The sequence below is a fragment of the Chryseobacterium sp. S0630 genome (assembly GCF_024158915.1).
Lineage (GTDB): Bacteria > Bacteroidota > Bacteroidia > Flavobacteriales > Weeksellaceae > Chryseobacterium.
Map to the genome: position 1 here is coordinate 75,449 of NZ_JAMZGF010000011.1, position 24,661 is coordinate 100,109.

A 24,661-nucleotide genomic window follows, 5' to 3' on the forward strand; every position below is an offset into this window, starting at 1 on the left:
TACCTTTTTCTTTTTAATTTTTACTTCTGAAGTCCTTAATATCTTTAATCTTGGATTCAAAATATTCTTTTTTCCCGGGACTCTTTTTGATAAGTATTTCAAACGCTTTTATGGCCTTTGTATATAGTTTCTGTTCAAAATAAAGATTAGCCAATGTCTCTGTCATCAAATGTGAGATATCGTCATTCTTTTCTTTTACAACATAGGTACTTTCTTCTTTTAACTGACTGATTCTAGGATTGTTCTCAATAAAGTTCTCAATAGCCTTTTCTTTGATTTCTGATTTTTCCTTTTCAATCTCTTCTGTTCTGTCAATCTTAAGCCAGCTCTGCCATGTGTTGATAAAACCTGGAACGTTGCTGTCTATGGATGATTGAGTCGTATTTTTCATAGTAACCTCCTGTACTTTTTCTACAGGTTCTTCTTTCTTTTCCTCCTGCTTTTCTTCAACTTTAAGGGTAGAAATATCAGTTCCAAAGAAGGAAACATTCATTACAGGTACATTTTCTTTTAAAGTCTCAGTATTAGATTTTTCTTCATCAACTGATTCAGTGGGTTCAGAATGATCCTCTTCAATTTGTGATGTTTCTAGTACTGAAATAACTTCTTCCTGAGTGGTTCCTGCAACAGTTTCGGACGTTTGTTCCTCTTCAATAATTACTTCAGGTTCTACAGCTGGCGTTATTTTCTCTGTTGGGGTTTTTATTTCTGGAGCTGATACCTGTTCAGGTTTACTGATTAAGGAATCCGGCATATTGGATTCCACACTCATTGGTTTCCATGCAGATTGTACTTCAGGAGCTTCTTCTATGTTTTCTTCAGTAACTTCAGGTTTAGTTTCCTCAACTAGAGATATCTGATTCTCAACAACTTCTTCCTGTACAGGTTCTTCTTTTATTTCTTCAGGTTTTTCTTCACTTGTTGACCAGAAATGGAAGTTTTGAGTATCTGCGAAGCTAATTTCATGATCTTCAACTGTTTCAGGCTCTATTTCTTCTTCTTGCGGAACAAGTTTAGTTTCCTTCATTTTTTTCTCCACCTCTTCAATCAGGCGTCTCATTTCCTCCTCGTGTTTATTGACATTCGGTTGGGAAATTTCTGCGGTTTCCGCTATTTCTTCGTTGTTAGCCTGGATTTTAACGTCCGGCATAAATGAATCTGTTCCATGGAAACTTACTTCCGCATCAGATAATTCCACTGACGGCAATTCTTCATGCCCATTTGCTTCTTCTTTTTCAACAGAAATCTGATCTTCGTCAATGATGGTTTCTGGTGTAAAGTTTTCTCCGGCTTCTGTTTCAGCTTGTACTTCTTCCTCAGAAACCAATTCAGTTTCATGAGCGGATTCCTCCTTTACAGAATCTTCTGCTACTGCTTCCTCACTATTTACTTCCGATACTAAAGGTGCAACTTCATGAAAGCTGGTATTATCTTCTTCTTCAATTTTTTCTTCCTCTTTTGCTGAAGAAATCTGCTCTTCGGGAATAACAGTTTCCGGTGTAAAATTCTCTCCGCCATTTTCCTCCGCTTCAACTTGTACAGATTCCACTTTCTCCTGAACCGGTTCTTCAACTATAGTCTCAGTCTTCTGGATTACCAGAGTTCCAGATTCAAGGGTAGATTCAATATCTATTGTCTCAGAATTTTCTTCATCCAGGAAGTTTTCTTCTCCTTCAAATAAAATTCTGTTTCGTTCACCGTTTATATAAATGTGTTTAACTTCCTGTGCGGTTGGTAAAACACAAGTACTTTTCTCCTCTTCCAAAGGTTTTTCCAAAGAAACTTCCTCTTCTCTCCTGATGGGAAAGGATTGGATCTTTGGAGTAAATTGGACAGGTTTTTCAATTGTTTTAGAAGGTTTCTTCTCTTCCACAATTTCAGGTTTCACCTCCTGTCTGATCTTTCCGTTGATCAGCTGATATAAAATCTTTTTATCAGTAGTATATGCAGCCGTTATAGAAAGCTCCTTCTGATAGTTTTCTTTTTCGTACAGATGCACTCCATACAGATGAAGCGCCCTGATATTCTGAATATAAGGAAAAGTGTGAATCTCTTCTTTCAAAAGACCAAGGTCTTCTAACTGAATATTTTTCGGATTTTTTATTAATTCTAAAACTCTCGGATTCATCTTACCAATTCGCTACAATGTCGTTAAATATCTTATTAATAATTCTATCTGTTACCAGTTTTACCTGCTGGTCTTCGATCTGACTTAGGGATACATCACTGTTGAAAGCAGCTTCATCAGAGTATGTTCTGTCAAAACTTGCATCCGGATGAATTTTATTTTCATAATGTACCTTTACTGTAATCGTAAGTTTATTCTGTGCCTGCTGAATCACTCCTCCAGAAGGGTTGGTCTGGGTATTGGAACTGATGGTGGTAGGGGTAATGGAATAGTCAGTAATTTCTCCTTCTATCAGGATATCCGGATTTTCTTTTGTTCCTTTCAAAGTGGTTCTCTGAAGGAATCTGTTTTGTATTGCTGTAGAAAACTGTTGGGATAATGCAGGGTTTACAAGAGGTGCATTATTGGGAAATTCATTAATCTGAACTGTTTTCTCGTCTGTAAGGGACGATCCCGTAAAGCTGTAGCATGAATTTAAAACTCCCAGCAATGCAAAAAGCATTCCCGTTAACAGTGATTGTTTCAAGCTGATATTGTTAATTTTAAAGTTCATTTTTAGATCCGATTTCAATAATTTCATCATATTCAATTTGTTGAATAGCATCTTCATAAGCAAAATAATTTGCTGTGTATAAGAATGGTAAGGTAAGAAAAATTCCTATCCCACAAGCAATAATACCAATCTGGGACAAAATACTCACTACCAATGAGAAAAGAAAAATTGACAATAGATTTCCTTTGCTCATTATTTTTGAAATATTCCAGGCTTCTTTTACTTCTTTGATTCCTTTAAGACTGATTAATGGTATGATATAAAAACCTTTTAATACAAAGTAATATATCGCGCCAATCAATAAAAACATATAGGGAAACCCAAAAAATGCTACCATTGGATTGGGTTCATTACCCTCAGATAATGCACCTGATATACCCAGCACAGCAAATAAAGGAATGTAAAGCAATAAAACACCACCAAAAACAATTAACTGCAACATAAAATAAGGCATGAAGTCTTTGAAATCAAAAATATCTCCAGGACTTGCCGGCTGATTTCTGTTCAACCTTTGAAGGTATTTGTATAAATTACCCATTGCAAGCAGTCCGCAGAACGGAATAATAGACATCACAAAGCATACTAAAAATGCTACAAAAATATTCCCGAAATCTTTCTTTAAAAGTTCGAAACCTTTGTTAATGTATTCTCCGAGCTTAAAATTGATCGGCTTAGGTGTTAAATTGACTTTCATTATTTATGTTTTGCTAATCTTCCAGGTTATATTGTTTTATTTTTCTGTATAAAGTTCTTTGTGAAATTCCAAGCTCATCTGCAGCTCTGTTTCTACGTCCTTTATGCTTCTCCAAAGCTTTGATAATCAAATCTTTTTCATTATTCTGAAGAGAGAGTGATTCTGGTCTGTTTTCTTCTATTTCAATATCTTCTATATCTTCATAGCTGTCCTCAGGCGTCGAAATAATCGTAGGAGTCTGCACTGCCGGAGTATCATTATTATTATCAAAATATAACAAAGATCCGGAGTTCACCTGTGGCTGACTTTCAGGAGTATAGATTCTGTTGATCAGGTTTTTCTCATGGTTGCTAAGATCTGATGTTCCTCTGTTCTTGATCAGTTCCGAAGTTAAGGATTTTAAATCATTAATATCATTCCTCATATCGAATAGAATTTTATACATGATTTCTCTTTCACTTCCGAAATCGCTCTGTTTTGGAGTGCTTTGAGTATTGACAACCATTGGAAGATGTGTTTCCATAGGAATATACTCGGCAAGCTTCTCAGCTGTGATATTTCTGTTCCTTTCCACAACGGTCATCTGCTCTACTAAATTTCTTAGCTGGCGGACGTTACCCGGGAAGGAATAACTTTCTATGTAATGAACAGCGCTTTGCTCCAGTTCCAGTTCCGGCATTCTGTATTTTTCTGCAAAGTCTATTGCAAATTTTCTGAATAGCAAATGGATATCTCCTTTTCTTTCTCTCAAAGGCGGCATATCAATCTGCACGGTATTCAAACGGTAATACAAATCCTCACGGAATCTTCCGTCATGGATGGCTTTCATCATATTAACGTTGGTAGCAGCCACAATTCTCACATTGGTCTTCTGTACCTGTGAAGAACCTACTTTCATAAATTCACCACTTTCCAGCACTCTTAAAAGACGAACCTGAGTTTGTAGAGGAAGTTCTCCTACCTCATCCAAAAAGATGGTTCCTCCGTCTGCTACTTCAAAATATCCTTTTCTTGTAGCTGTAGCCCCTGTAAAAGCTCCTTTTTCGTGTCCGAATAATTCAGAGTCTATAGTTCCTTCCGGAATTGCTCCACAGTTTACAACAATATAAGGCTGATGTTTTCTTCTGGATTCTGAATGAATGATTTTCGGAATAAATTCTTTCCCTACTCCACTTTCTCCAATCACCAATACAGAGATATCTGTAGGTGCCACCTGGATAGATTTTTCGAGGGCACGATTGAGTGCAGGAAAGTTTCCGATAATTCCGAAACGGTTTTTTATGTTTTGTAGCTCGTTGCTCATAAGTAAATTTTTGATTATTGACTGAATGTTAATCTTCTACAGCTCTTCAATTTCTTTTCTGTAGACTTTGTTAAAGTGATGAGTGTAGACATCTTTCATGGTCTTTCCTTCATCATACGTTTGTAAGGCTAACATTTTTAAATCCAAATAATCTTTGTTTCTGATCTTAGAAACTTTACTTTTAAAGTATATATTCTCAGCAAAGTCGTACTCTTTGCTTTGTTTTTCAAAATTTTCCAGGGCTCTGTCATATCTTCCCAGCTCGAAATAGGTAACTCCCAGCTGATAATGATCAAACATTCCCTTCACATAACCTCTGGTAGCCAGAAGTCTTTCTATAATCCCTGCGGCTTTTTCTTTCTGTCCTAAAGCACTGTAGGACATAGCTCTTACTACGTCCAGATTATAGTCCCCGTTTTGAGATCTTCCTAAGTCTCCGGGCTCATATTTTTTTAACCATTCTAAATCCTGAATTGCTCCTTTATAGTCTCTTAAGAACTGAAACTTCGTCCAGCCTCTGTAACCAAGGTGCATTTTGGGGTCTAAAGCAACCGCTTTATCCATTAAAATTTTCCAGGTTACGAAATCTCCGTTTTTAAGATATGGAACTGCTTTTTCCATATAAGCATGGGAGAAATCGGGACACAATTCAATGGCTTTATCAAAGCCTTCCTGAGATTCTGCGAACCCCTGTAAATCTGAAGCCCAGTTGTATAACTCACACGCTTTTTTACAGTTCTCACCCTCTACTGCATTACAGTTGACCTGTGCAATAGTATTGGTGTAAACGATAAGTAACAAAAAGCTAAGGTAATACCTCTGAAACTTTTCCATTTTCAATTTTATAGGTTAAATACTGATAATAATCTACTTTTAAACCTTTTATCTCTTTCGGCATCCAGCCATTGAGTGATTTTGTAAACTGCAGCAGTTTATTTTCCAATTCTTCATCCAGTACAGAATCTTTCAGATCCGGGCTCATATGCTGTAATCTGAAGAGACCTGTCTTTCCTTCACAATTTACTAAAAATCTCACGGTAATATAGCCGTTGATCTTTTTTTCAGAATATATATTTTCTTTTTTAAGTTTTTCAGTGATCGCAATCTTTTCACCCTTATAGCTAAATTCCTTTGAACCCTGATAATACTGAAAACTGAAATGTCCCCATTTTTCTGAGCCACACTTCTTAAAATCAGCATTATCCAATTTCGCATCGAATTTGATATCTCCTACGGTTGCAGGATATTTTTTTACATTTTTTTCTGTCTGGCTAAATACCATAGCAAACGAAAGCATTGCAAAAAGATAAACTGCTTTGATCACTGCTTAATTTTGTTCTACTGTTCTCCCTAAAAGTGTGCCTTGTGTATTGTCATGTACAAAAACGTTCACAATGTCACCTATTTTCTGTCCTTCCAGTTTATCGAAAACACATACAGCATTCTGAGAGTTTCTTCCTTTCCATTGGTTTTTGTTCTTCTTGGAAATTCCTTCAATCAGCACCTCATGTACTCTGCCTACATAAGATTTCATTCTTTGGTTTGAAAGCTCACCCTGAAGAGCAATAACCTCAGCAAGACGTCTCTGTTTCACATCAGCCGGAATATTGTCTTCCATTTTCTTGTGAGCCGGTGTTCCCGGTCTTTCTGAGTAGGCAAACATATAACCGTAGTCATATTCTACTTCTCTCATCAAGCTTAAGGTATCCTGGTGATCTTCTTCAGATTCATTACAGAATCCAACGATCATATCCTGAGAGAATGCTACTTCCGGAACAATTTCCTTGGCTTTTCTGATCAGATCAAGGTATTCTTCACGGGTATGCTGTCTGTTCATCGCTTCAAGCATATTATTGCTTCCGCTTTGTACAGGAAGGTGAACATATTTACAGATGTTGTGATGCTTTGCCATCATTTTGAATACATCCAGACTCATATCCTGAGGATTTGAAGTAGAGAATCTGATTCTCAGTTCCGGAACGGCTTTAGCCACTAAATCAAGAAGCTGAGCAAAATTAACGGCTGTTGCTTTCTGCATTTCAGAAGCTTTGGCAAAGTCTTTTTTAGGACCTCCTCCATACCAAAGGTAAGAGTCTACGTTTTGGCCTAAAAGGGTAATTTCTTTATATCCGTTATTGGCAAGGTCTTTACACTCTTCAATAATAGAGTGTGGATCACGGCTTCTTTCTCTTCCTCTTGTAAAAGGAACTACACAGAATGTACACATATTATCGCAACCTCTGGTAATGGTAACAAATGCGGTAACACCGTTTCCTCCTAAACGAACAGGATTGATATCTGCATAAGTTTCTTCTTTGGAAAGAATTACGTTAATCGCATCTCTTCCATCATCGGTTTCTTTTAAAAGATTTGGTAAGTCTCTGTAGGCATCCGGACCTACAACAAGATCAACCAATTGCTCTTCTTCTAAAAACTTGGTTTTCAGCCTTTCCGCCATACATCCCAGAACTCCTACCGTCATATTCGGTCTTTCTTTTTTCAGATTTTTGAACTGAGAAAGACGCATTCTTACCGTCTGTTCAGCTTTTTCTCGGATGGAACATGTATTTAAAAGAATCAAATCGGCTTCTTCAACTTTCATCGTTGTATTATAGCCTTGTTCATTAAGAATGGATGCAACAATTTCAGAGTCAGAGAAATTCATCTGACAACCATAGCTTTCTAAAAACAGTTTTTTAGAGTTCTCCGGTCTTTCTGCAATAGCAAAAGCTTCGCCCTGTTTTGTTTCGTCTATATATTTTTCCTGCACGATAATCGATTTAAGGCCCGCAATTTTAAATTACGAACAAATAAGTTTGCAAAGATACAAAATATTGTGACAGAATGTCAGGAGATTATCTGTATCTGTTATCATGGAAATTTTGATCCATTATTTTATCCTGATCTTCCAAATCTTTCTGAAGATCAAATTGTTGAAAAATCGGTTGGCTAATTTTAGCTCTCATTGGAATATTATTAAATGTAGCAGGATTCCATTTTCCTTTTATTCTAGATAGACTATTGATGATATCTTTCTTTTCATAGTCAAAAAAATCACCTTCAATATTGAAATCCTCCATTTCGCCATTCTCATTGACAACAAATGTCAACAAGGCTCTTTTGTCCTCGTTTTTCTTTACGAATCTTTCAAAAATAGACTTAACCTCAAATCCAAAAGCTTTTATTCCTTTTTTAAAAGTTGGGCCTTTCTTTTCGTTTTTACTTGGATCATCTTTGGAATTAACTAAATAAAAAGGATTTATTTCAATTTTGGCAATTGCTCCCATAAATTTCCCGTTCACTTTTGCCGGCATCCATTTTTTGAGATGGGGAATAATTTTACGGCTGAAATCAAATGCACATTTATTTTTTTGAATATTTACAGTGTCAAAATCTTTAACATAATTGATGGTTGAATTTTCAAACACAAGAATCTGTACACTATACCGTTCTTCACTTTTTTCACAAGGCAGCAGCTTTTGTTCTTTAACAACCTTTACCATTTCCTTATTTAATTGATTCAACCCACCAGCATAAAAGTCTTGGTCATAAGGATATTTATCCAAAACTTCATTTTGAGCAAAAATTAATTTTGTTGTAAAGAAAGTGATGAGCAACAAAAATTTCTTAATCATGATTATAGGTATTGTTAACAGAACTGATTTTTATTTATTGTTGTACAATCAACTGAAACTCCTTTTTTGGATAATGGTTTCCATTTGATTTTTATTTTTTCCAGAGCTTATTTTATCCCTTTAATAAATATCTCCCTGCATTTAAATTTTGAAAAGAAAACCTTTATATCTAATCGATATCCACAGACATTGAAGAGAAGTTCATTTTAACTTTAATCTGTGAAGCTACAGGCTGTCCGCCACAAGAGGCCGGAGTCCAGTTTTTCTTTATTCTTCTTACTACATATTGCATATCATCAAAAAAAACTTCACTGTTCTGTACTTTGGGCATTCCTTTCACATCTACTACTTTTCCTTTAGCATCAAGCACTAAGGTAAATGTAAAATCACCTGTAAGAGCATAGAAATCAGAATTCAGGTATGCATACATATATTTGTTTAGGATTTCTTTATAAGCCGCAACACCTCCTTCATAGGCCGCAGGTTTAAAATCATTACATTTTACAGCCACCTGCATAAAAGGTTCTTTGATGTCTATTTTCAGAACATTTTTATTACTCTCCCTGATAAAAGAATCATCCCGCTCTTCCTGATCCTGTGCAAACGAAAAATTAACTGCACATAAAGCCAAAAATAAAAGTATTGTTCTCATAATTTTGTTTACAAATAATAAACAAAGGTAAATATTTAGCTTATTTATAAAAAACAAAACTTCACGCAAAGCATGAAGTTTTAGAATTTAAATATTATGAATTCAAAGCAAGTTTTGAATTCATTGCTTCTTAATCTTATAGCAGACCCTTAATGTGTTTATAATTACTTTTTACAGTTTCAAAAACCTCATCCATTTTACCACCAAGCATCAACTGAGCCATAGACTTGGTCATTCCCATAATCTGGTCAAATTCAATCTTAGGAGGAAGAGCCAGCGCATTAGGATTGGTGAAAATATTCAGAAGATAAGGTCCGTTGTGATCCAGACATTCTTTGATAGCACTTTCTACATCTTCCGGAAGATGAACGTTTTTTCCCGGATAGCCCATAGCGTGTGCAACCATTGCAAAATCCGGGTTAATCATATCTGTTTCATTATCCGGCATTCCGCCAACTTCCATTTCCAGTTTTACCATTCCCAACGTTCTGTTGTTGAAAACAATTAGTTTCACAGGAAGCTTATACTGAAAAATAGTAGCCATATCTCCTAACAGCATAGATAATCCTCCGTCTCCACACATGGCAATCACCTGTTTCCCAGGATGAGCTAAAGCTGCTCCGATAGCCATTGGCATTGCGTTCGCCATTGATCCGTGATTGAATGAACCCAGCATTTTCCTTTCGCCTGTTCCTGTAATAAATCTTGCTCCCCAAACACAGCACATTCCGGTATCAACCGTAAAAATCGCGTCATGCTTAGCAAGTTTATCCAACGTGTGCGCCACATATTCCGGCTGAATAGCATTCTCTTTTCCAGAATCTTTAACATACTCCAACTGGTTTTCTTTCACTTTATCATAAAATGCCAGCTGCTCGTTCAGGAAATGAACATCTGTTTTTTCTTCCAGTAAGGGCAGTAGTGCTTTAATGGTTTCTTTGACATCTCCAGCAAGTCCTAACTCTAATTTTGCTCTTCTTCCTAATCTTTCAGGACTTTCATCAATCTGGACAATTTTATTCTTTACAGGCATGAATTTCTGATAGGGAAAATCCGTCCCCAGAAGAATGACGAGATCAGCTTCGTGCATGGCGTGATACGCCGAAGGAAATCCTAACAATCCTGTAAGTCCTACTTCATTAGGATTATTGGGTTGGATAGCCATTTTTCCCCTAAATGAATATCCTACGGGCGCTTTTAACAGATTAGACAAAGCAATCACCTCATCACGGGCTTCAGCTGCTCCTATTCCACAATACAGTGTTACCTTTTTGCTTTTATTTATAAGTCCCGATAAGCTTTTTAGTTCATTATCAGATGGTCTTATCACAGGATTGGTTTTAAAGATTTGAGTGGAGGTAGAGCCTTCTTCAGCATCCAGTTCAGAAACGTCTCCCGGAAGTCCTATCACCGCAACTCCTTTTTTGGAAATTGCATGTTGAATAGCAGTCTGTACCGTTCTTTGTACCTGCTCTGGCCGGGTAATCATTTGATTATAGTAACTACAGTCGTCAAACAGTTTTATCGTATTGGTTTCCTGAAAGTAGTCCATTCCCATTTCGTCGCTTGGAATCGTGGAAGCAATCACCAACATGGGGACATGAGAACGATGCGCTTCATAAACTCCGTTAATCAGATGGACATGCCCAGGGCCACAGCTTCCGGCACACACTGCCAAACCATCAAGCTCAGCTTCTGCAGCAGCAGCATAAGCTCCTACTTCTTCATGCCTTACATGAATCCACTGAATACTGCTTTTTTTGACCGCAATATTCAAATGGTTGAGACTATCGCCGGTTACTGCATAAATTCTTTTCACATTGGCATTTTCGAGCATTTCAACAATCTGCTCTGCGATGTTTTTTGCCATAATTACTCTGTTTTGGTGGTTGTTTTTGGGTGAAAATAGTACTTGAAAAGGATAATAATCTTCCTATTTCTATCAAATTTAGCTAATAAAGTTGAGACTCCATCTCTCATTCAATGTTAAAAACTTGTAATTTAATTTTGAATTCTTTTTCTATTTAAACCTCACAGGTTTTGAAAACCTGTGAGGTTTAGGTCTCCAGCAAAACAAAACAGCCACCCAAAAAAGGTGGCTGTTTATATGATATGTTTCGGATTTTACATCACTACTTCTATCTGATTTCTCAACAAATCTTCAAACTCATCTCTTTTACGGATCAAATGAGCTTTTCCATCTAAGAACATAACTTCAGCAGGCTTTAATCTTGAGTTGAAGTTTGAACTCATTTCAAAACCATATGCTCCTGCATTGTGGAAAGCAAGGATATCTCCTTCTCTTACTTCATTCAGTTTTCTGTCCCATGCGAATGTATCGGTTTCACAGATGTTTCCTACTACCGTGTAAATTCTTTCTGCTCCTTTCGGATTAGACAGGTTCTCAATCATGTGATAAGAATCGTAGAACATCGGACGGATCAAATGATTAAATCCTGAATTCACTCCTACAAAAACGGTAGCAGTTGTCTGCTTGATTACATTAGCTTTCACCAATAAATATCCGCTTTTCCCAACTAAGAATTTCCCGGGTTCAAACCATAATTCAAATTTTTTCCCTGTAGATTTTGAAAATTCAGAAATTACTTTTTCTACTTTTTTACCTAATGTTCTCACATCAGTTTCTTCTTCACTGTCCTGGTAAGGGATTTTGAAACCACTTCCCATATCCAGATATTTCAGGTTCGGGAAATGCTCAGAAAGTTCCAGCATGATCTCCAAGGCCTGAAGGAATACATCAGGATCTTTAATTTCGCTTCCTGTATGCATGTGAAGTCCTTCAACATTCAGGTTGGTACTTTTCATCACTCTTTCGATGTGACGAACCTGGTGAATGGAAATACCGAATTTACTGTCGATATGCCCTGTTGAAATCTTATAGTTACCGCCAGCAAAAATATGCGGATTGATTCTTACTAAAATAGGATAGGTGTTTCCGTATTTATTCCCGAATTGCTCAAGAATAGAAATGTTATCAATGTTAATATGAACTCCAAAAGTCATTGCTTCTTCTATTTCAGCCAGATCAACACAATTGGGAGTAAACAATATCTTTTCTTTCGAAAATCCTGCCTTTAATCCCAGTTTAACCTCGTTAATAGATACACAATCCAAAGATGCCCCCAGGTTCTTGACATACTTAAGAATATTGATATTTGTCAAAGCCTTTGCAGCGTAGAAGAACTTCGTATGTTTTAAAAATGAAGAGGTAAGTTTTTCGTATTGAACTTTGATGGACTCCGCATCATAAACATACACTGGTGTGCCAAACTCATTGGCAATCTTTAATAATTCTTTTGAATTCATAATTTCATTTTAACATAAAAAAAGGCAGATTCTTCAGAAAAGAGCCTGCCACATTGATTATTTTTTATGCAAGACAACTCTTTTAAATATTCCAAACCTTAGAGAACTTTACAGCTCCCTTTTTTCCAGTTTTATTTTGTTTAAAATTTTGCATTGCTTGTATTTATTTTTTGCAAAAATACTATTTATTTTTTACTTTTTAAAAATTGATTTTACAAGTATTGTGTTCAGAAGATAACTTGTAACATATAGACACTCTTTTACTTCGGTAACGGTAATGTCTCAAAATCCCCACGAAGCAGCGCCAACTGCAATTCGTTATTCAGATCTGTGGAAGATAGCGGAAGATCAATTTTCAACTTAGCCAGCTTACTCAGTGTCTGAATCTGCGTAAACAGCTCATAGAATCCAAAGGAAACCACCTTCCCGTTTTCTATGATTAAAAATAATTTCTCTCCTAATTTTCTTCCAGGCCCCAGCCAAAGTTCATTCCTTTTTCTGAATTCAATTTTTTGTTTCAGGACAGAAAAATCTTTAAATTCTTCCTGAGAACCAATGAACTGAACAGCTTTTGTCCCCTGAGTAAATGATCTGAATTTCAAGACCGGTTTCTCAGTTTTATTGAGTTTATTTTTCTCAACCACATATTTATTATTCCTGAAATATAATCCGAAAGGTAAAACTTCTTTCTTTTTAATATTCTTGGAATTCAGGATCAATTTGGCAATAATATCTGTTCCGGTAAGCTCAAAATTAATCTGCTCAACATCTTTCTGAATCTGTTCCCATTTTTTTGATTTGGAATTGAAAACCTTTTTGGAAAATTTGTTGATATCCTGAACATAATCAGAGAACATGATACGACCAGCTTCATCCTGAAAGTATACAAATCCTTTATCATTAGGAAGATCCTGGGTCAGTTCTTTGATCTTATTGATATACGTTTTGGCATTAGACTCATCGTGCTGCTTCTGAATGATTTCATTTTCTGTATCCTTTGAAATCAGAAGTTTGAAAAGTTCTAAGGTAGCTCTTGCATCGCCTTCTGCTCTGTGATGATTCGTCAAAGGAATACCCAATGATTTCACCAGTTTTCCCAACGAATAACTTACCTCATCAGGAATCAGTTTTTTCGCTAACGGAATTGTATCTAAAGTGTTGATTTTAAAATCATAACCAAGCCTTTTGAATGACTGGCGAAGCATCCTGTAATCAAAATCAATATTATGACCTACCAAAGTTGTATTTTGAGTAATTTCTATCACTCTTTTGGCAATTTCATGAAATTTCGGAGCAGTTTTGACCATTTTCGGGGTAATACTGGTCAGTTTTTGTACAAAAGGGGTAATATCACCTTCAGGGTTTACCAGAGATATAAACTGGTCTATAATTTTCTGACCGTCATATCTGTAAATGGCGATATCTATAATGCATTCATTTCTATAACCTGCACCATTACTTTCTATATCTATAATTGAATACATGAATGTGTGTTAACTGCTGTTTTTCTAGTTTAATATTTAAAACCGATCTCTTATTCCCCAATAAAATACGGTCTTACTTTTCTTTGTTAAGTAAAGATAACCTGCTAAAATAACAAAAAATATATCAAAATACAGCAGGTTGTCTTTCAAAATTATCTTCTTCTGCCTCCCAAACCGAACATTCCCAGAATGGCTTTTGCTCCTTCTCTCATTAATGTAGAGGTAAAAGTACGGCCAGCTTTACTCTGTAATACCTGTTCAAACATTCCGGGCTCTTCTTTTACCGGTTTTGTCTTTTGTGTAGGTGACGGGTTTTGTGCAGCCTGTTCCATCCTGTTAGTAAGCATTTCGTAAGCAGATTCTCTGTCAATTGCCTGCTCATATTTCGCCACAAGTGCTGATCTTGAAGTCAGATCAGAAATTTCTGCGTCATTCAAAACATCCATTCTTGATTCCGGAGAGATCAGATAAGTATGTACCAATGGGGTTGGAATTCCTTTTTCATCAAGAGCTGTAACAAATGCTTCTCCAATTCCTAAATTCTGGATCAGACTGGAAGCATTATAGTATTCTGTGGTAGGATAATTTTCAACGGCTTTGGTAATTTCTTTTTTATCTTTCGCAGTAAATCCTCTCAGTGCATGCTGTATTTTCAACCCTAATTGGGAAAGGACATTTTCAGGGACATCACCAGGAATCTGTGTAATAAAATAGATCCCAACTCCTTTGGAACGGATCAGTTTTACCATTGTTTCAATTTGTGAAAGAAGCGCTTTGGAAGCTTCATCAAAAATCAGGTGGGCTTCATCAATGAATAACACCAATTTCGGCTTTCCGCTATCTCCTTCTTCCGGAAATGTCATATAAATTTCTGCAAAAAGAGAAAGCATAAACGTGGAGAAAAGCTGTGGTTTGTTCTGGATATCTGCTACTCTTAAAATATTAACGACTCCTTTTCCGTCTCTTGTTTCCAGTAAGTCATGAACATCAAAGCTTAATTCACCGAAAAATCCTGCTGCTCCCTGTTGCTCCAGGGCCACAATAGATCTTAAAATAGCTCCGAGAGACGCTGGGGCAATAGATCCGTAATTGGCTGCAAGCTCGGCTTTTCCTTGTGCATTATCCGTCACATACTGAAGTACTTTTTTTAAATCGTTAAGATCAATCAATGGAAGTCCTTTATCATCACAGTATTTGAAGACAATGGACATAATACTTTGCTGTGTATCATTCAATTCAAGGATTTTGCTTAATAAAACAGGCCCGAATTCTGTAACCGTAGCTCTCAATTTTACACCTTTTCCTCCGGAAATGCTCATGAGTTCTACCGGAAAGCCTTGTGGATTATAAGGAAGCTGTGTTTTGCCATACCTTTCTTCAATGATAGGATTCATCTGTCCCGCTTCTGCAATCCCGGAAAAGTCTCCTTTAATATCCAGAACCAAAGAGGGAATTCCTGCATGAGAAAGCTGTTCTGCAAACACCTGTAATGTTTTTGTTTTACCGGTTCCGGTAGCTCCGGCAATAAGACCGTGACGGTTTATGGTTTTCAGAGGTATAGTTACGTTCACTTCTGTAACTACTTCTCCGTCCAACATTCCTTTTCCTAATATTATATGCTCTCCTTTTGGAGTGTATCTCGTGTTAAGTTCTTCAATAAATTGTGTTTTGTCTGCCATTTGATTGCTTTTTTAAACTTATAAATATAAAATTTTTTGTAAAATATGTAAAGATATTTTCAGAAGAACTTCTCTCTATTCCTTTCGAAAATAAATTTGCCCTTTGATAATCAAATCTTAAACCACGATTATTTTTTTTCATATCAGGAAGCGTATAAGAACTAAACATGATATAAAACAGCATTCGCCAATTGACATTATGTAAGGCATTCTTTTTGCTTAAAAACAACATACTAAACACACGTTTAACAAAGTATTGAAAGAAACTATCAATGGGATTTAACATTTCATTTAGAATTTATCTAATACTTTGTATCTTTAACTCATTAAAAAAAGACCCCAATGAAAATTGAACAAATATATACGGGCTGTCTGGCTCAGGGTGCCTATTATATTGTATCAGAGAATGAAGCTGTCATTATTGATCCTCTAAGAGAAGTAAAACCTTATCTGGATCGTCTGGAAAAAGACAATGTCACTTTAAAATATATTTTTGAAACTCACTTCCATGCAGATTTTGTATCAGGACATTTGGATTTAAGCAAAAAAACAGGTGCTCCTATTGTATACGGACCTACTGCTGCTCCTGAATTTGATGCCATCATTGCTGAAGACAATCAGGTTTTTGAGATCGGAAAAGTGAAAATAAAGGTTATGCATACTCCTGGACATACGATGGAAAGCAGTACTTACCTTTTAATCGATGAAAATGGTGTTGAAACTGCAATTTTCACAGGTGATACCCTGTTTTTAGGAGATGTAGGAAGACCGGATCTTGCACAGAAGGCGACTAACCTTACTCAGGAAGACCTTGCAGGAATCCTTTACGACAGTCTTCAGAACAAAATTATGCCGTTGGATGACAGCATCACAGTTTATCCAGCTCATGGAGCAGGATCTGCGTGTGGGAAGAATATGCAGAAGGAAACGGTAGACATTTTAGGGAACCAAAAAAGAACAAACTACGCTCTTAATCAACCGGATAAAGCTTCTTTTATCAGAGAAGTTCTTGATGGCTTAACCGCTCCTCCAAAATATTTCGGGATGAATGTTGCTTTAAATAAAGGTGGCTATGAAAGCCTGGACGTTGTGATGAACAAAGGCTTACAGCCTGTTGCACCTGAAGATTTTGAAGCACTGGCAGAGGAAACAGGAGCATTAATTTTAGATACAAGAGGAGCTGCGGACTTCCATAAAGGATTTGTTCCCAACTCTATCAATATAGGACTGAAAGGAGATTTTGCCCCATGGGTAGGAACCCTTATTGTAGATGTAAAGCATCCTTTATTATTAGTTACTGATGAAGGAACTGAAGAGGAAGTGATTACAAGACTGAGCCGAGTAGGCTTTGACAATGTGATTGGTTACCTGAAAGGAAGTTTTGAAGCATGGAAAAAAGCTGGTAAGGAAATTGACGAAGTTAAAAGAATTACTCCGTCTGAATTTGCAGAGCAGTTTACAGCAGACGCTACTGTAATTGATGTAAGAAAACTGACTGAATACTCTGCAGAACACATTGACAACGCTTACAACAAACCATTGGATACCATCAGCGACTGGGCACGTACCATTGATGATTCTGAACACTTCTTCCTGCACTGCGCCGGCGGATACAGAAGCATGATTGCCGCAAGCATCCTTAACTCACACGGAATCAGAAATTTTACTGAAATAGAAGGTGGTTTTAACGGAATCAAAAAAACGGAAAAACTTCCAACTACAGATTTTGTATGTCAATCTAAGACCTTGTAAGACATGAAAATTCAGTTTTTCGGATTATTTTTAGCATTAGCATTTACATTAAGTGCCTGTAAGACAAACCCTACAGCTACAGTTCCTACAGCCAACATCAAAGAAGTGGTTAACAGCCCTGATGTAACATTAGTAGATGTCAGAATTCCGGAGCAATATGCTGCAGGAACAGCAAAAAATGCTATCAATATTCCATTAGCAGAGATTCAAAACAATATAGAAACTCTAAAAGGAAAAAAAGTTGTTGTGTTTTGCAATAAAGGAATCCAGGCAGATCAGGCCATGGAAATTCTGAAGAAAAATGGTGTGGAAGCTTATGATGGAACAACCTGGAAGAATGTAAAAGCGATCCAGGATGAAACAAACAAAAAAGCAAACTAATAAAACCAAAACTATGTCACAAAAATTTCAGGAAATCATAGATTCCGAAAGACCAGTACTTATCGATTTTTTCGCAACATGGTGTCAGCCTTGTAAAGTACAGTCTTCGGTATTAAATACAGTAAAGGAAAATATTGGCGAAGGAGCCAGAATTATAAAGGTAGATGTAGATCAATATCCTGCACTGGCAGCTCAGTATGGTGTTCGTGGAGTCCCTACACTGGCGATTTTCAAAAAAGGAGAAATGCTATGGAAGGAAAGTGGTGTTCATGATGTGAATACCCTCACACAACTTTTACAAGAATACGCTTAAAACTGTGATTTTTCACAGTTTTTTTGCTTTTTATAATTCCCGCAGATCGCACAGATTTCCACAGATAATTATGCTTATTTTTCTTTATATAGAAATTAAAAATCTGTGAAGATCTGCGAAATCTGTGGGAAAATCTTAAAATTCAATAGAAAAGGAATCTCTATCATTCAAAAACTGGAAATGCTTTCTAAAATCGTTCAATTCTTCCATATAGAGTTCTGCAGTTACAAGACTTCCCTGTTTCTGAGAAATTTCTTTTCCATCCCCAAAGAAGCAGTGAGAACTTTCCTGATAAAACAAATCATTTCCATCGGTCCCGATTCTATTTAAACCAAATACAAAAGATAAGTTTTCAATAGCTCTGGCTTTTAGCAAGTGTTCCCATGCTCCTACTCTTTTCTCAGGCCAGTTGGCAACATATAAAAGGGCATCATAATCATCATTATTCCTTGCAAAGACAGGAAAACGAAGATCATAACATACCTGAAGCAGGAAACGTATTCCTTTATATTCAACAATTACTCTTTCTTTTCCTGGTGTGTACACTTTATCTTCTCCGGAAAAAGAGAACAGGTGTCTTTTATCATAAAAAGATGTTTCACCATCCGGCTTTATAAAAAACATTCTGTTATAAAATTTTCCGTTTTGTTCTACCGGAGCACTTCCGCAAAACGCTGCATTTTTCTCTTTCGAGATCTTTTTCAAAAACTCCAGTGATTCATTATTTCTGTCCGAAACTTCAGAAGCATCCATACAGAAACCTGTTGAAAACATTTCAGGAAGAAGAAACAGATCTGCCTCTACATTCAGTAGTTCACTTTCTATATGTGCAAAATTCTCAGTTTTATTTTTCCAGATGATATCTAAATTAAGCCCTACAACTTTCATCTTTTATTCTTTTTAAATTATTCCAAATGTGAAGTATAAAAATACAGCTTTTATCTTTACAAAAGGAGAATTAAATGGTTGAAAAGATGGTTTTTCACGCAAAAACAGGGTACTATTTCTTAATAATTTATTAAAGTCAATCATTTTTATACGACTCCCATTCTTTCGGTTTCATTTTTGATAGAGATATTTTTTATTATTACCCTTAAAATTAAAAATTTATGAAGAAATTGTTTTTTATGGTGGCGATCTTCTTTTTTGGTGCTATGGCTAATGCTCAGGCCTGGACAGGAAAGGGAGATCAGAAAATACAACTGGGACTGAGCGCATGGGGATATGGAACCGGAATCACGGGAACTTACGACTATGGACTCAACAAACTTATTTCTGTAGGAGCCGGGATTAATGGCTACTTCGACAATTATAAAAACAACGATAAAGATAATCGTGTTTTTGTTTTCGGAAGATTGAACTTTCACTTACAGGAAGCTTTAAACTTGCCCTCCAAATGGGATATCTACCCTGGAGTAGACCTTGGAGTTCTTGGGAGAGACTTTGGAGTGGGAGCTCACATCGGAGCCCGTTATTTCTTCACAGAGAAAATTGGAGTCTTTGCAGAGGTTGGTAATAATGGCAGCCTTGGTGTTTCTTTCAATTTATAATCTTATCATCAAATCGTCTTTAAATATGACAAAGCTTCTTGTTTCGGGGAGCTTTTTTATTTGGCATAGTTTTGATAATTGTTACCTTTGCAAATTAAAATCTAAAATTTATTAATGGAAATAGCAATTAAACTTTTTCAGTTCATTCTGAGCATCTCTATACTTGTGCTTCTTCATGAACTTGGGCATTTCTTACCGGCAATATGGTTTAAGACCAGAGCAGAGAAGTTTTTCCTGTTTTTTGATCCTTATTTCTCCATATTCTCCATGAAGAAAATCAACGGAAAATGGCAGTATAAATTTTTATCAAAAAACTTACCGGATTCTGAAGTAATAGAAGTGAACGGAAAGAAGGAAGAAGTTCCTATCGATATATCAAAACTTCCGGATAACGACTGGAGAAAACACCCAGAGCAAACGAAATACGGTATCGGATGGCTTCCTTTTGGAGGGTATGTAAAAATTGCCGGAATGGTGGATGAAAGTATGGATACTGCCCAAATGAAAAAACCGGCAGAACCATGGGAATTCAGATCAAAACCGGCTTGGCAGAGGCTGATCATTATGTTGGGAGGAGTTACAGTTAACTTTTTCCTTGCATGGTTAATCTACAGCTGTCTTTCTTTCTTTAACGGAGAAACGTATACGGATATCACAAAATTCAACAACGGTATTGAAGCGACTTCAGCAGGAAAGAAAATGGGATTCCAGAATGGTGACAAAATCATCAGCGTAGACGGAAAACCTGCGGAAAGACTTGAAAATACTTCAATCAATATTCTATTAGGAGATCATGTTACCGTAAACAGAAACGGGCAGGAAGTTACTTTCCCGGTGAATGCAGATGGTGTAGCAGATGTTCTTAAACAGAAAGAAGCAAGACTATATATCACCCCAAGAGTTTCTATGGTTGTTGATTCATTAGCGACTCCTTCTTCTCAGGCATCTGGTCTAGCAAAAGGTGATAAAATTGTAGGAATCAATGGTAAGAAAGCAGCATTCTTTGATGAAGTAAGCGCTCTTTTAAGTGAAAATAAAGGAAAAACAATTTCTGTAGACGTTGAAAGAAACGGAGCTCTACAAACATTACCGGCAGTTTCTGTAGATAAAAACGGAAAATTAGGTATCGCAATTGACACAAAAAGCATCGCTAAAAATATTGTAACGAATAAAAAATATTCTTTCGGTGAGGCTATTCCAAGAGGATTTACAAGAACTATTGAAGCATTAACAACTCAGGTTAAGCAGTTCAAAATTATGTTCAACTCTAAAGTTCAGGGTTATAAGAACGTTGGAGGTCCTATTGCTATTGTAAAGAATATGCCTGTGGATAAAGATGCGGATGGAAGCGTTAAGATCAACTGGGTTGCTTTCTGGAGCTTTACAGCAATGTTCTCCGTATGGTTGGCATTCCTGAACCTTATTCCTATTCCGGGACTTGATGGTGGACACGTTTTATTTACTTTATATGAAATTATTGTAGGGAAACCTGTTCCGCAGAAAGTTTTGGAAAACGCACAGATGATTGGAGTTATCTTCCTGTTAGGATTGATGTTACTGATCTTTGGAAGCGACATCTTCAAAGTATTTATGGGTAAATTATAAATTTTTTAAAATTTCTCTTAAAAATATTTGTAGGGTATAAATATTCGTCCTATATTTGCACCACTTAAAACAAAGGACATTCCTCCTTAGCTCAGTTGGTTAGAGCATCTGACTGTTAATCAGAGGGTCGCTGGTTCGAGCCCAGCAGGAGGAGCAAAAAGACTTACAGAAATGTAGGTCTTTTTTTATGCCTTACTATGAGCAATTTGACGGTGTTTGCAATTGAACACTTTAGTATATTTTCATATATCCCCAATTTGAATATACCAAGTACTGACAATAACGGAAAGATTATTTTGAGTGGGACGTATGACCCGACTACAACACCAGCAGCTACATTGTATCAGATTACAACTTTCGGAACTAAAATAGATTTGTCTACAAATGGCATGATGTGTAGCGAACTCATGATTGAGGGTTCGGATTTGTGATAAAAACAAACAAGACCAACAACAAACTGTATAAGACCCATAGACACCGCAAAAATCAACTTAAACAGTACAAATAAACTGTCTAAAAACAAGTATAAAACAGCCATAAAGCACTCATTTGCGGTCTTAAGGTGAAAGATAAATACTTCGGGAAAAGAATCTACAATAGTAACAGGAATTTTCAATACTCCAGACCAACTGTCAAAAGATGAGGAATACATGATTTTAGATGATACATAGATTAAATCCCATACAAAATCTACATCTATATATAATGCGTCAAGTTTTGTCGCTTTGACAGTATATATTTGTATTATCAATCAAACAAAATATGATTTCCCATATTAAATGATTTAATGATTTTTATATATTTGCCGCCAAGAAAACTAAATAACTTTTAAATTTTACACATAAATGAAAAACAAATTTATTGCGAAGTTACTCACATTAGTAACTATTATGGTCTTGTTATATTCCTGTAGAAATGAACTAACACCAGAACAAGAAACCAACAACAGTAGTCAATTCAGACCAATATCTAAAACAATTCGTCTAGAACAAAGCAAACACAAATTAGTTCTTAAAACTGAATTACAAAAAGCACAAGACAATCTAACAGAAATCAAAACCAACATATCAGGCAAATCAGTTGATTTTGCTAATGGAGTTTCGATTGACACAGACAATGTAACTTACATTGAATATGGACCCACTTTCCATACCTACACATTTAATCTAGTTAGAGAAAATGCTTCTGAAAATGCACAATTAGAAAATTTGGTATTATCTTCATTACCTGACGGAAGTTACAAAGAGCTTTTAGTGACTTATAATTTCACTTCGCAGGAAAAAAAGATTTACTTGCAGGAAAAGGAGTGAAAACAGCTGGTAAAACTACAGCTATTGAACTTGCAAAAGGGACTTATGGTGGGGTGATTTCTAATAGAAGTATGGGAGGTGCCGAATCATGTTCTTACCAAACGGTAGATATGGTTTTTTCCTGCTATACAGGCGAGCATCATTCGGGTAATGAAAGTACTTGGGGTGGCTGTAATTGGCAAAATGCCGATGGAGGCTATCCCCCTCTACATATTACTACAGTTGCATTAGTTTGTACAGCAAGTACGGCCTTGGGAGATGATGGTGCACCAGGAGGTGGAACTGGTTCTGGTGATGGAGGTGGTTTGGGAGGTGGAAATAATACAGAAACTCCCACAATTCCAACTCTTAGCAGATTCTTTTTTTACGTTAAAAAACTTCCAGTAGATTTGAAGGCTATTATTAATGATACTGCAAATACTGAGTTTTATGACGGTTTTAAAACTTACTATGATGTTAACTATGGAAGTGTGGAAGTTGAAGAATTTATTACATGGGCATTACAATTCAAACAAAATAATCCAACCATTTCTTGGCGTCAATTTGAGAACTGGTTTTTAACCAAGTCCGAAGGAGCTGACGGAGAACCTATTGATAATCTTGATGATGTTCTTAATACCATAAACTACCAAAATAAGCAAATGCCAACATACTCTCAATTTGTTGGAGCTTTTCCAAAATTGGATTATCCAGGCTATCCAGGTTACTTCAAGCAAATGCCAGCTTCTCAAATCTACCCTATGGTGGGTGGTAATCTTGAATATTTATATAATAGTTCAGGTCAGGATACTGGTCCATATAGAAACGCATGTACAGTAAGATTTTCATTAGCTATGAACAGATTAGGATTTTATATACCCAATAATTCACTTAGCAGACAGGGGGCACGTGAAAATGGACAACCAAGATATTATTATTTACAAGCAAAAACGGCAGGAGATTTTATGTCAAAAATATTTGGAAATCCAACTCATATATTAGAAGGTACAGATGCTAATAATCCTGATAAAGTGGCAAAGTTTTTGGAAGGTAAAACTGGAATATATGTTATTGTTAATAATAATTCAACTACTGCTGGATATACAGGGCATGTTGATTTAATCCAAAATGGACATATACCTGGGGGTGCAAATGCTACTAATGTTCCTGGCGGGATTAAATCAATCAGAATTTGGGAATTTAAACCTTAAAGTTAATTTAAAAATAAAAAAATGAAAAAGATATTTTTTATTCTTATCATCCTGACTTCTTGTGGAGTGCAATCTCAAGAAAATTATTTAGAGGAAAAGAAAGAAGCAATTCAACTGATTAAAAAATTAGATTCTTTATATTTAAAAAAGGATGAAACACTAAATTCTTTATTTGCAAATAATATTCAGTGCAGTATTTGTGAGATTGAAAATGGATATGATAATCAATACATAATAGAAAACAAAAAATTCGTCCAAAATAATCTTCAAGAAGTAATCAAGTTACTAGATTATAAATTATTGCAAAATTCTCATTCAACTTTTACTAAACAAGGAACTAATTTTGTTTTATCATATTCAACAGTCAATCCCAATAAAAAAACAGAATTTGAAGGAGCATCTGCTATAGTTACATTAAAAAAAGAAAATGGAAATTTAAAAATATCTTCTATAGAAACTATTCCATAAGATTAATTACCAATTTCTTTTAAGATAATATAAAAGTCTTTAAGCTAAATAAAAAAATGATTGGTTATACCACCGACAGGTAAAGCCAATCATTTTTATTTTAGAAATATTATCAAAAATTTGATTATACAGATATCGACAACTTTTAAAAAAAAATAATGACCCCTATTACCAGAAAACTATATCAAATTATCTTACAGGCCGATTTATAACCGTTGGAGAAATTGTTTTTTCTTTCATCTTATAATTAATAATTGAATCTACTTTTTTCGCAGAAATTGAATCAATATTCTTTTTCAAATTCTTATTGACAATTAATTTTTGTTTTTCAAACTGTGTTAAATTAAGATATCCAAAAAAAGATAACGCCCCCAAAACACCAACAGGTATATAGGCATACCATATTTTATATAAATCTCGAGTAGAAAATAGTATTAAAGTAACAAAAACTGAAAGAGCTGTTGCTAAAGAAAGCATAAATAATAATGATTCCCAAACACTATCTATAAATTTATAAGCTGGTATTGAAGACAAAACAAATGTTATAATAGCTGTAAAAACTTCAGCTTTTAAAGCATTTTACCTGTAACTATTTCGTTAATAATCCGACTATTCTTTTTAGAGTAATACGGATCGA

The 24,661-nt window shown here is 35.7% G+C and carries 24 protein-coding genes and 1 tRNA gene; 10 read left to right on the forward strand and 15 right to left on the reverse strand.

Annotation, left to right across the window (positions count from 1 at the left end):
- Positions 1-13: 13 nt before the first annotated feature.
- The 13 genes from NK356_RS07465 to NK356_RS07525 form a co-directional block, all read right to left on the reverse strand.
- Positions 14-2,128: a hypothetical protein gene (locus NK356_RS07465; RefSeq protein ID WP_253316613.1), complete on the reverse strand. Its 2,115-nt coding sequence runs from the start codon at positions 2,126-2,128 to the stop codon at positions 14-16.
- A 1-nt stretch (position 2,129) separates the two neighbouring features.
- Positions 2,130-2,681 carry an LptE family protein gene (locus NK356_RS07470; RefSeq protein ID WP_051934227.1) on the reverse strand — a complete coding sequence of 184 codons (552 nt, stop codon included), beginning with the start codon at positions 2,679-2,681 and terminating at the stop codon, positions 2,130-2,132.
- On the reverse strand, positions 2,671-3,375 hold the full coding sequence (locus NK356_RS07475) for a hypothetical protein (RefSeq protein ID WP_034692729.1): 705 nt from the start codon (positions 3,373-3,375) through the stop codon (positions 2,671-2,673). The genes NK356_RS07470 and NK356_RS07475 overlap by 11 nt, the downstream gene beginning before the upstream one ends.
- A 13-nt stretch (positions 3,376-3,388) precedes the next feature.
- On the reverse strand, positions 3,389-4,678 hold the full coding sequence (locus NK356_RS07480; RefSeq protein WP_034692730.1) for a sigma-54-dependent Fis family transcriptional regulator: 1,290 nt from the start codon (positions 4,676-4,678) through the stop codon (positions 3,389-3,391).
- A 36-nt stretch (positions 4,679-4,714) separates the two neighbouring features.
- Positions 4,715-5,512: a tetratricopeptide repeat protein gene (locus NK356_RS07485; RefSeq protein WP_034692731.1), complete on the reverse strand. Its 798-nt coding sequence runs from the start codon at positions 5,510-5,512 to the stop codon at positions 4,715-4,717.
- Entirely contained in the window at positions 5,484-6,002 is a 519-nt protein-coding gene (locus tag NK356_RS07490; protein WP_156106377.1) for a hypothetical protein, read from the reverse strand. The genes NK356_RS07485 and NK356_RS07490 overlap by 29 nt, the downstream gene beginning before the upstream one ends.
- A gap of 3 nt (positions 6,003-6,005) precedes the next feature.
- Positions 6,006-7,448, reverse strand: coding sequence for a tRNA (N6-isopentenyl adenosine(37)-C2)-methylthiotransferase MiaB (gene miaB, locus NK356_RS07495; protein WP_034692733.1), 1,443 nt, complete (start codon positions 7,446-7,448; stop codon positions 6,006-6,008).
- A gap of 85 nt (positions 7,449-7,533) precedes the next feature.
- The gene (locus tag NK356_RS07500) at positions 7,534-8,313 is read right to left on the reverse strand and encodes a hypothetical protein (protein WP_034692735.1); all 780 of its coding nucleotides are present in this window, start codon (positions 8,311-8,313) and stop codon (positions 7,534-7,536) included.
- A gap of 169 nt (positions 8,314-8,482) precedes the next feature.
- Positions 8,483-8,965, reverse strand: coding sequence for a hypothetical protein (locus tag NK356_RS07505; RefSeq protein ID WP_253316614.1), 483 nt, complete (start codon positions 8,963-8,965; stop codon positions 8,483-8,485).
- Between the two features lie 136 nt (positions 8,966-9,101).
- Positions 9,102-10,835: a thiamine pyrophosphate-dependent enzyme gene (locus tag NK356_RS07510; protein ID WP_253316615.1), complete on the reverse strand. Its 1,734-nt coding sequence runs from the start codon at positions 10,833-10,835 to the stop codon at positions 9,102-9,104.
- Positions 10,836-11,089: 254 nt separating this feature from the next.
- Entirely contained in the window at positions 11,090-12,292 is a 1,203-nt protein-coding gene (gene lysA / locus NK356_RS07515) for a diaminopimelate decarboxylase (protein ID WP_253316616.1), read from the reverse strand.
- 260 nt (positions 12,293-12,552) lie between these two features.
- Positions 12,553-13,776, reverse strand: a complete 1,224-nt coding sequence (locus tag NK356_RS07520; RefSeq protein ID WP_079243549.1) for a PolC-type DNA polymerase III — start codon at positions 13,774-13,776, stop codon at positions 12,553-12,555.
- A gap of 152 nt (positions 13,777-13,928) precedes the next feature.
- Complete coding sequence (locus NK356_RS07525) at positions 13,929-15,455, reverse strand: helicase HerA-like domain-containing protein (protein WP_034692741.1); 1,527 nt, start codon at positions 15,453-15,455, stop codon at positions 13,929-13,931.
- Positions 15,456-15,797: 342 nt separating this feature from the next.
- On the opposite strand from NK356_RS07525, the gene NK356_RS07530 reads away from it, so the two are divergent.
- The 3 genes from NK356_RS07530 to NK356_RS07540 are packed head-to-tail and all read left to right on the forward strand — an operon-like array spanning position 15,798 to position 17,901.
- A complete protein-coding gene (locus tag NK356_RS07530) occupies positions 15,798-17,207 on the forward strand; it encodes a rhodanese-like domain-containing protein (RefSeq protein WP_034692745.1) in 1,410 nt (469 codons plus the stop codon).
- Positions 17,208-17,210: 3 nt separating this feature from the next.
- Entirely contained in the window at positions 17,211-17,588 is a 378-nt protein-coding gene (locus NK356_RS07535; protein ID WP_051934222.1) for a rhodanese-like domain-containing protein, read from the forward strand.
- Positions 17,589-17,601: 13 nt separating this feature from the next.
- Positions 17,602-17,901, forward strand: a complete 300-nt coding sequence (locus tag NK356_RS07540; RefSeq protein WP_034692844.1) for a co-chaperone YbbN — start codon at positions 17,602-17,604, stop codon at positions 17,899-17,901.
- 135 nt (positions 17,902-18,036) lie between these two features.
- On the opposite strand, the gene NK356_RS07545 is transcribed toward NK356_RS07540, so the two are convergent.
- Entirely contained in the window at positions 18,037-18,789 is a 753-nt protein-coding gene (locus tag NK356_RS07545) for a nitrilase family protein (RefSeq protein ID WP_253316617.1), read from the reverse strand.
- Positions 18,790-19,010: 221 nt separating this feature from the next.
- On the opposite strand from NK356_RS07545, the gene NK356_RS07550 reads away from it, so the two are divergent.
- The 7 genes from NK356_RS07550 (at position 19,011) to NK356_RS07580 (ending at position 24,024) form a co-directional block, all read left to right on the forward strand.
- On the forward strand, positions 19,011-19,451 hold the full coding sequence (locus NK356_RS07550) for a DUF6646 family protein (protein ID WP_047428734.1): 441 nt from the start codon (positions 19,011-19,013) through the stop codon (positions 19,449-19,451).
- 114 nt (positions 19,452-19,565) lie between these two features.
- Positions 19,566-21,056 (forward strand): RIP metalloprotease RseP, encoded by a 1,491-nt coding sequence (gene rseP, locus NK356_RS07555; RefSeq protein ID WP_034692751.1) that lies wholly within the window; start codon positions 19,566-19,568, stop codon positions 21,054-21,056.
- An 80-nt stretch (positions 21,057-21,136) separates the two neighbouring features.
- Positions 21,137-21,210: transfer RNA gene (locus NK356_RS07560), tRNA-Asn, on the forward strand.
- 103 nt (positions 21,211-21,313) lie between these two features.
- Positions 21,314-21,487, forward strand: a complete 174-nt coding sequence (locus tag NK356_RS07565) for a hypothetical protein (protein ID WP_253316618.1) — start codon at positions 21,314-21,316, stop codon at positions 21,485-21,487.
- 414 nt (positions 21,488-21,901) lie between these two features.
- Positions 21,902-22,366, forward strand: a complete 465-nt coding sequence (locus NK356_RS07570; protein WP_253316619.1) for a hypothetical protein — start codon at positions 21,902-21,904, stop codon at positions 22,364-22,366.
- Positions 22,363-23,556, forward strand: coding sequence for a T6SS effector amidase Tae4 family protein (locus NK356_RS24250; protein WP_253316620.1), 1,194 nt, complete (start codon positions 22,363-22,365; stop codon positions 23,554-23,556). Before NK356_RS07570 ends, NK356_RS24250 begins: the two co-directional genes overlap by 4 nt.
- Positions 23,557-23,577: 21 nt before the next feature.
- Entirely contained in the window at positions 23,578-24,024 is a 447-nt protein-coding gene (locus NK356_RS07580) for a hypothetical protein (RefSeq protein WP_253316621.1), read from the forward strand.
- A gap of 189 nt (positions 24,025-24,213) precedes the next feature.
- Here NK356_RS07580 and NK356_RS07585 read toward each other — a convergent pair whose 3' ends face one another.
- Positions 24,214-24,558 carry a hypothetical protein gene (locus NK356_RS07585; protein WP_253316622.1) on the reverse strand — a complete coding sequence of 115 codons (345 nt, stop codon included), beginning with the start codon at positions 24,556-24,558 and terminating at the stop codon, positions 24,214-24,216.
- Positions 24,559-24,661: the final 103 nt, after the last annotated feature.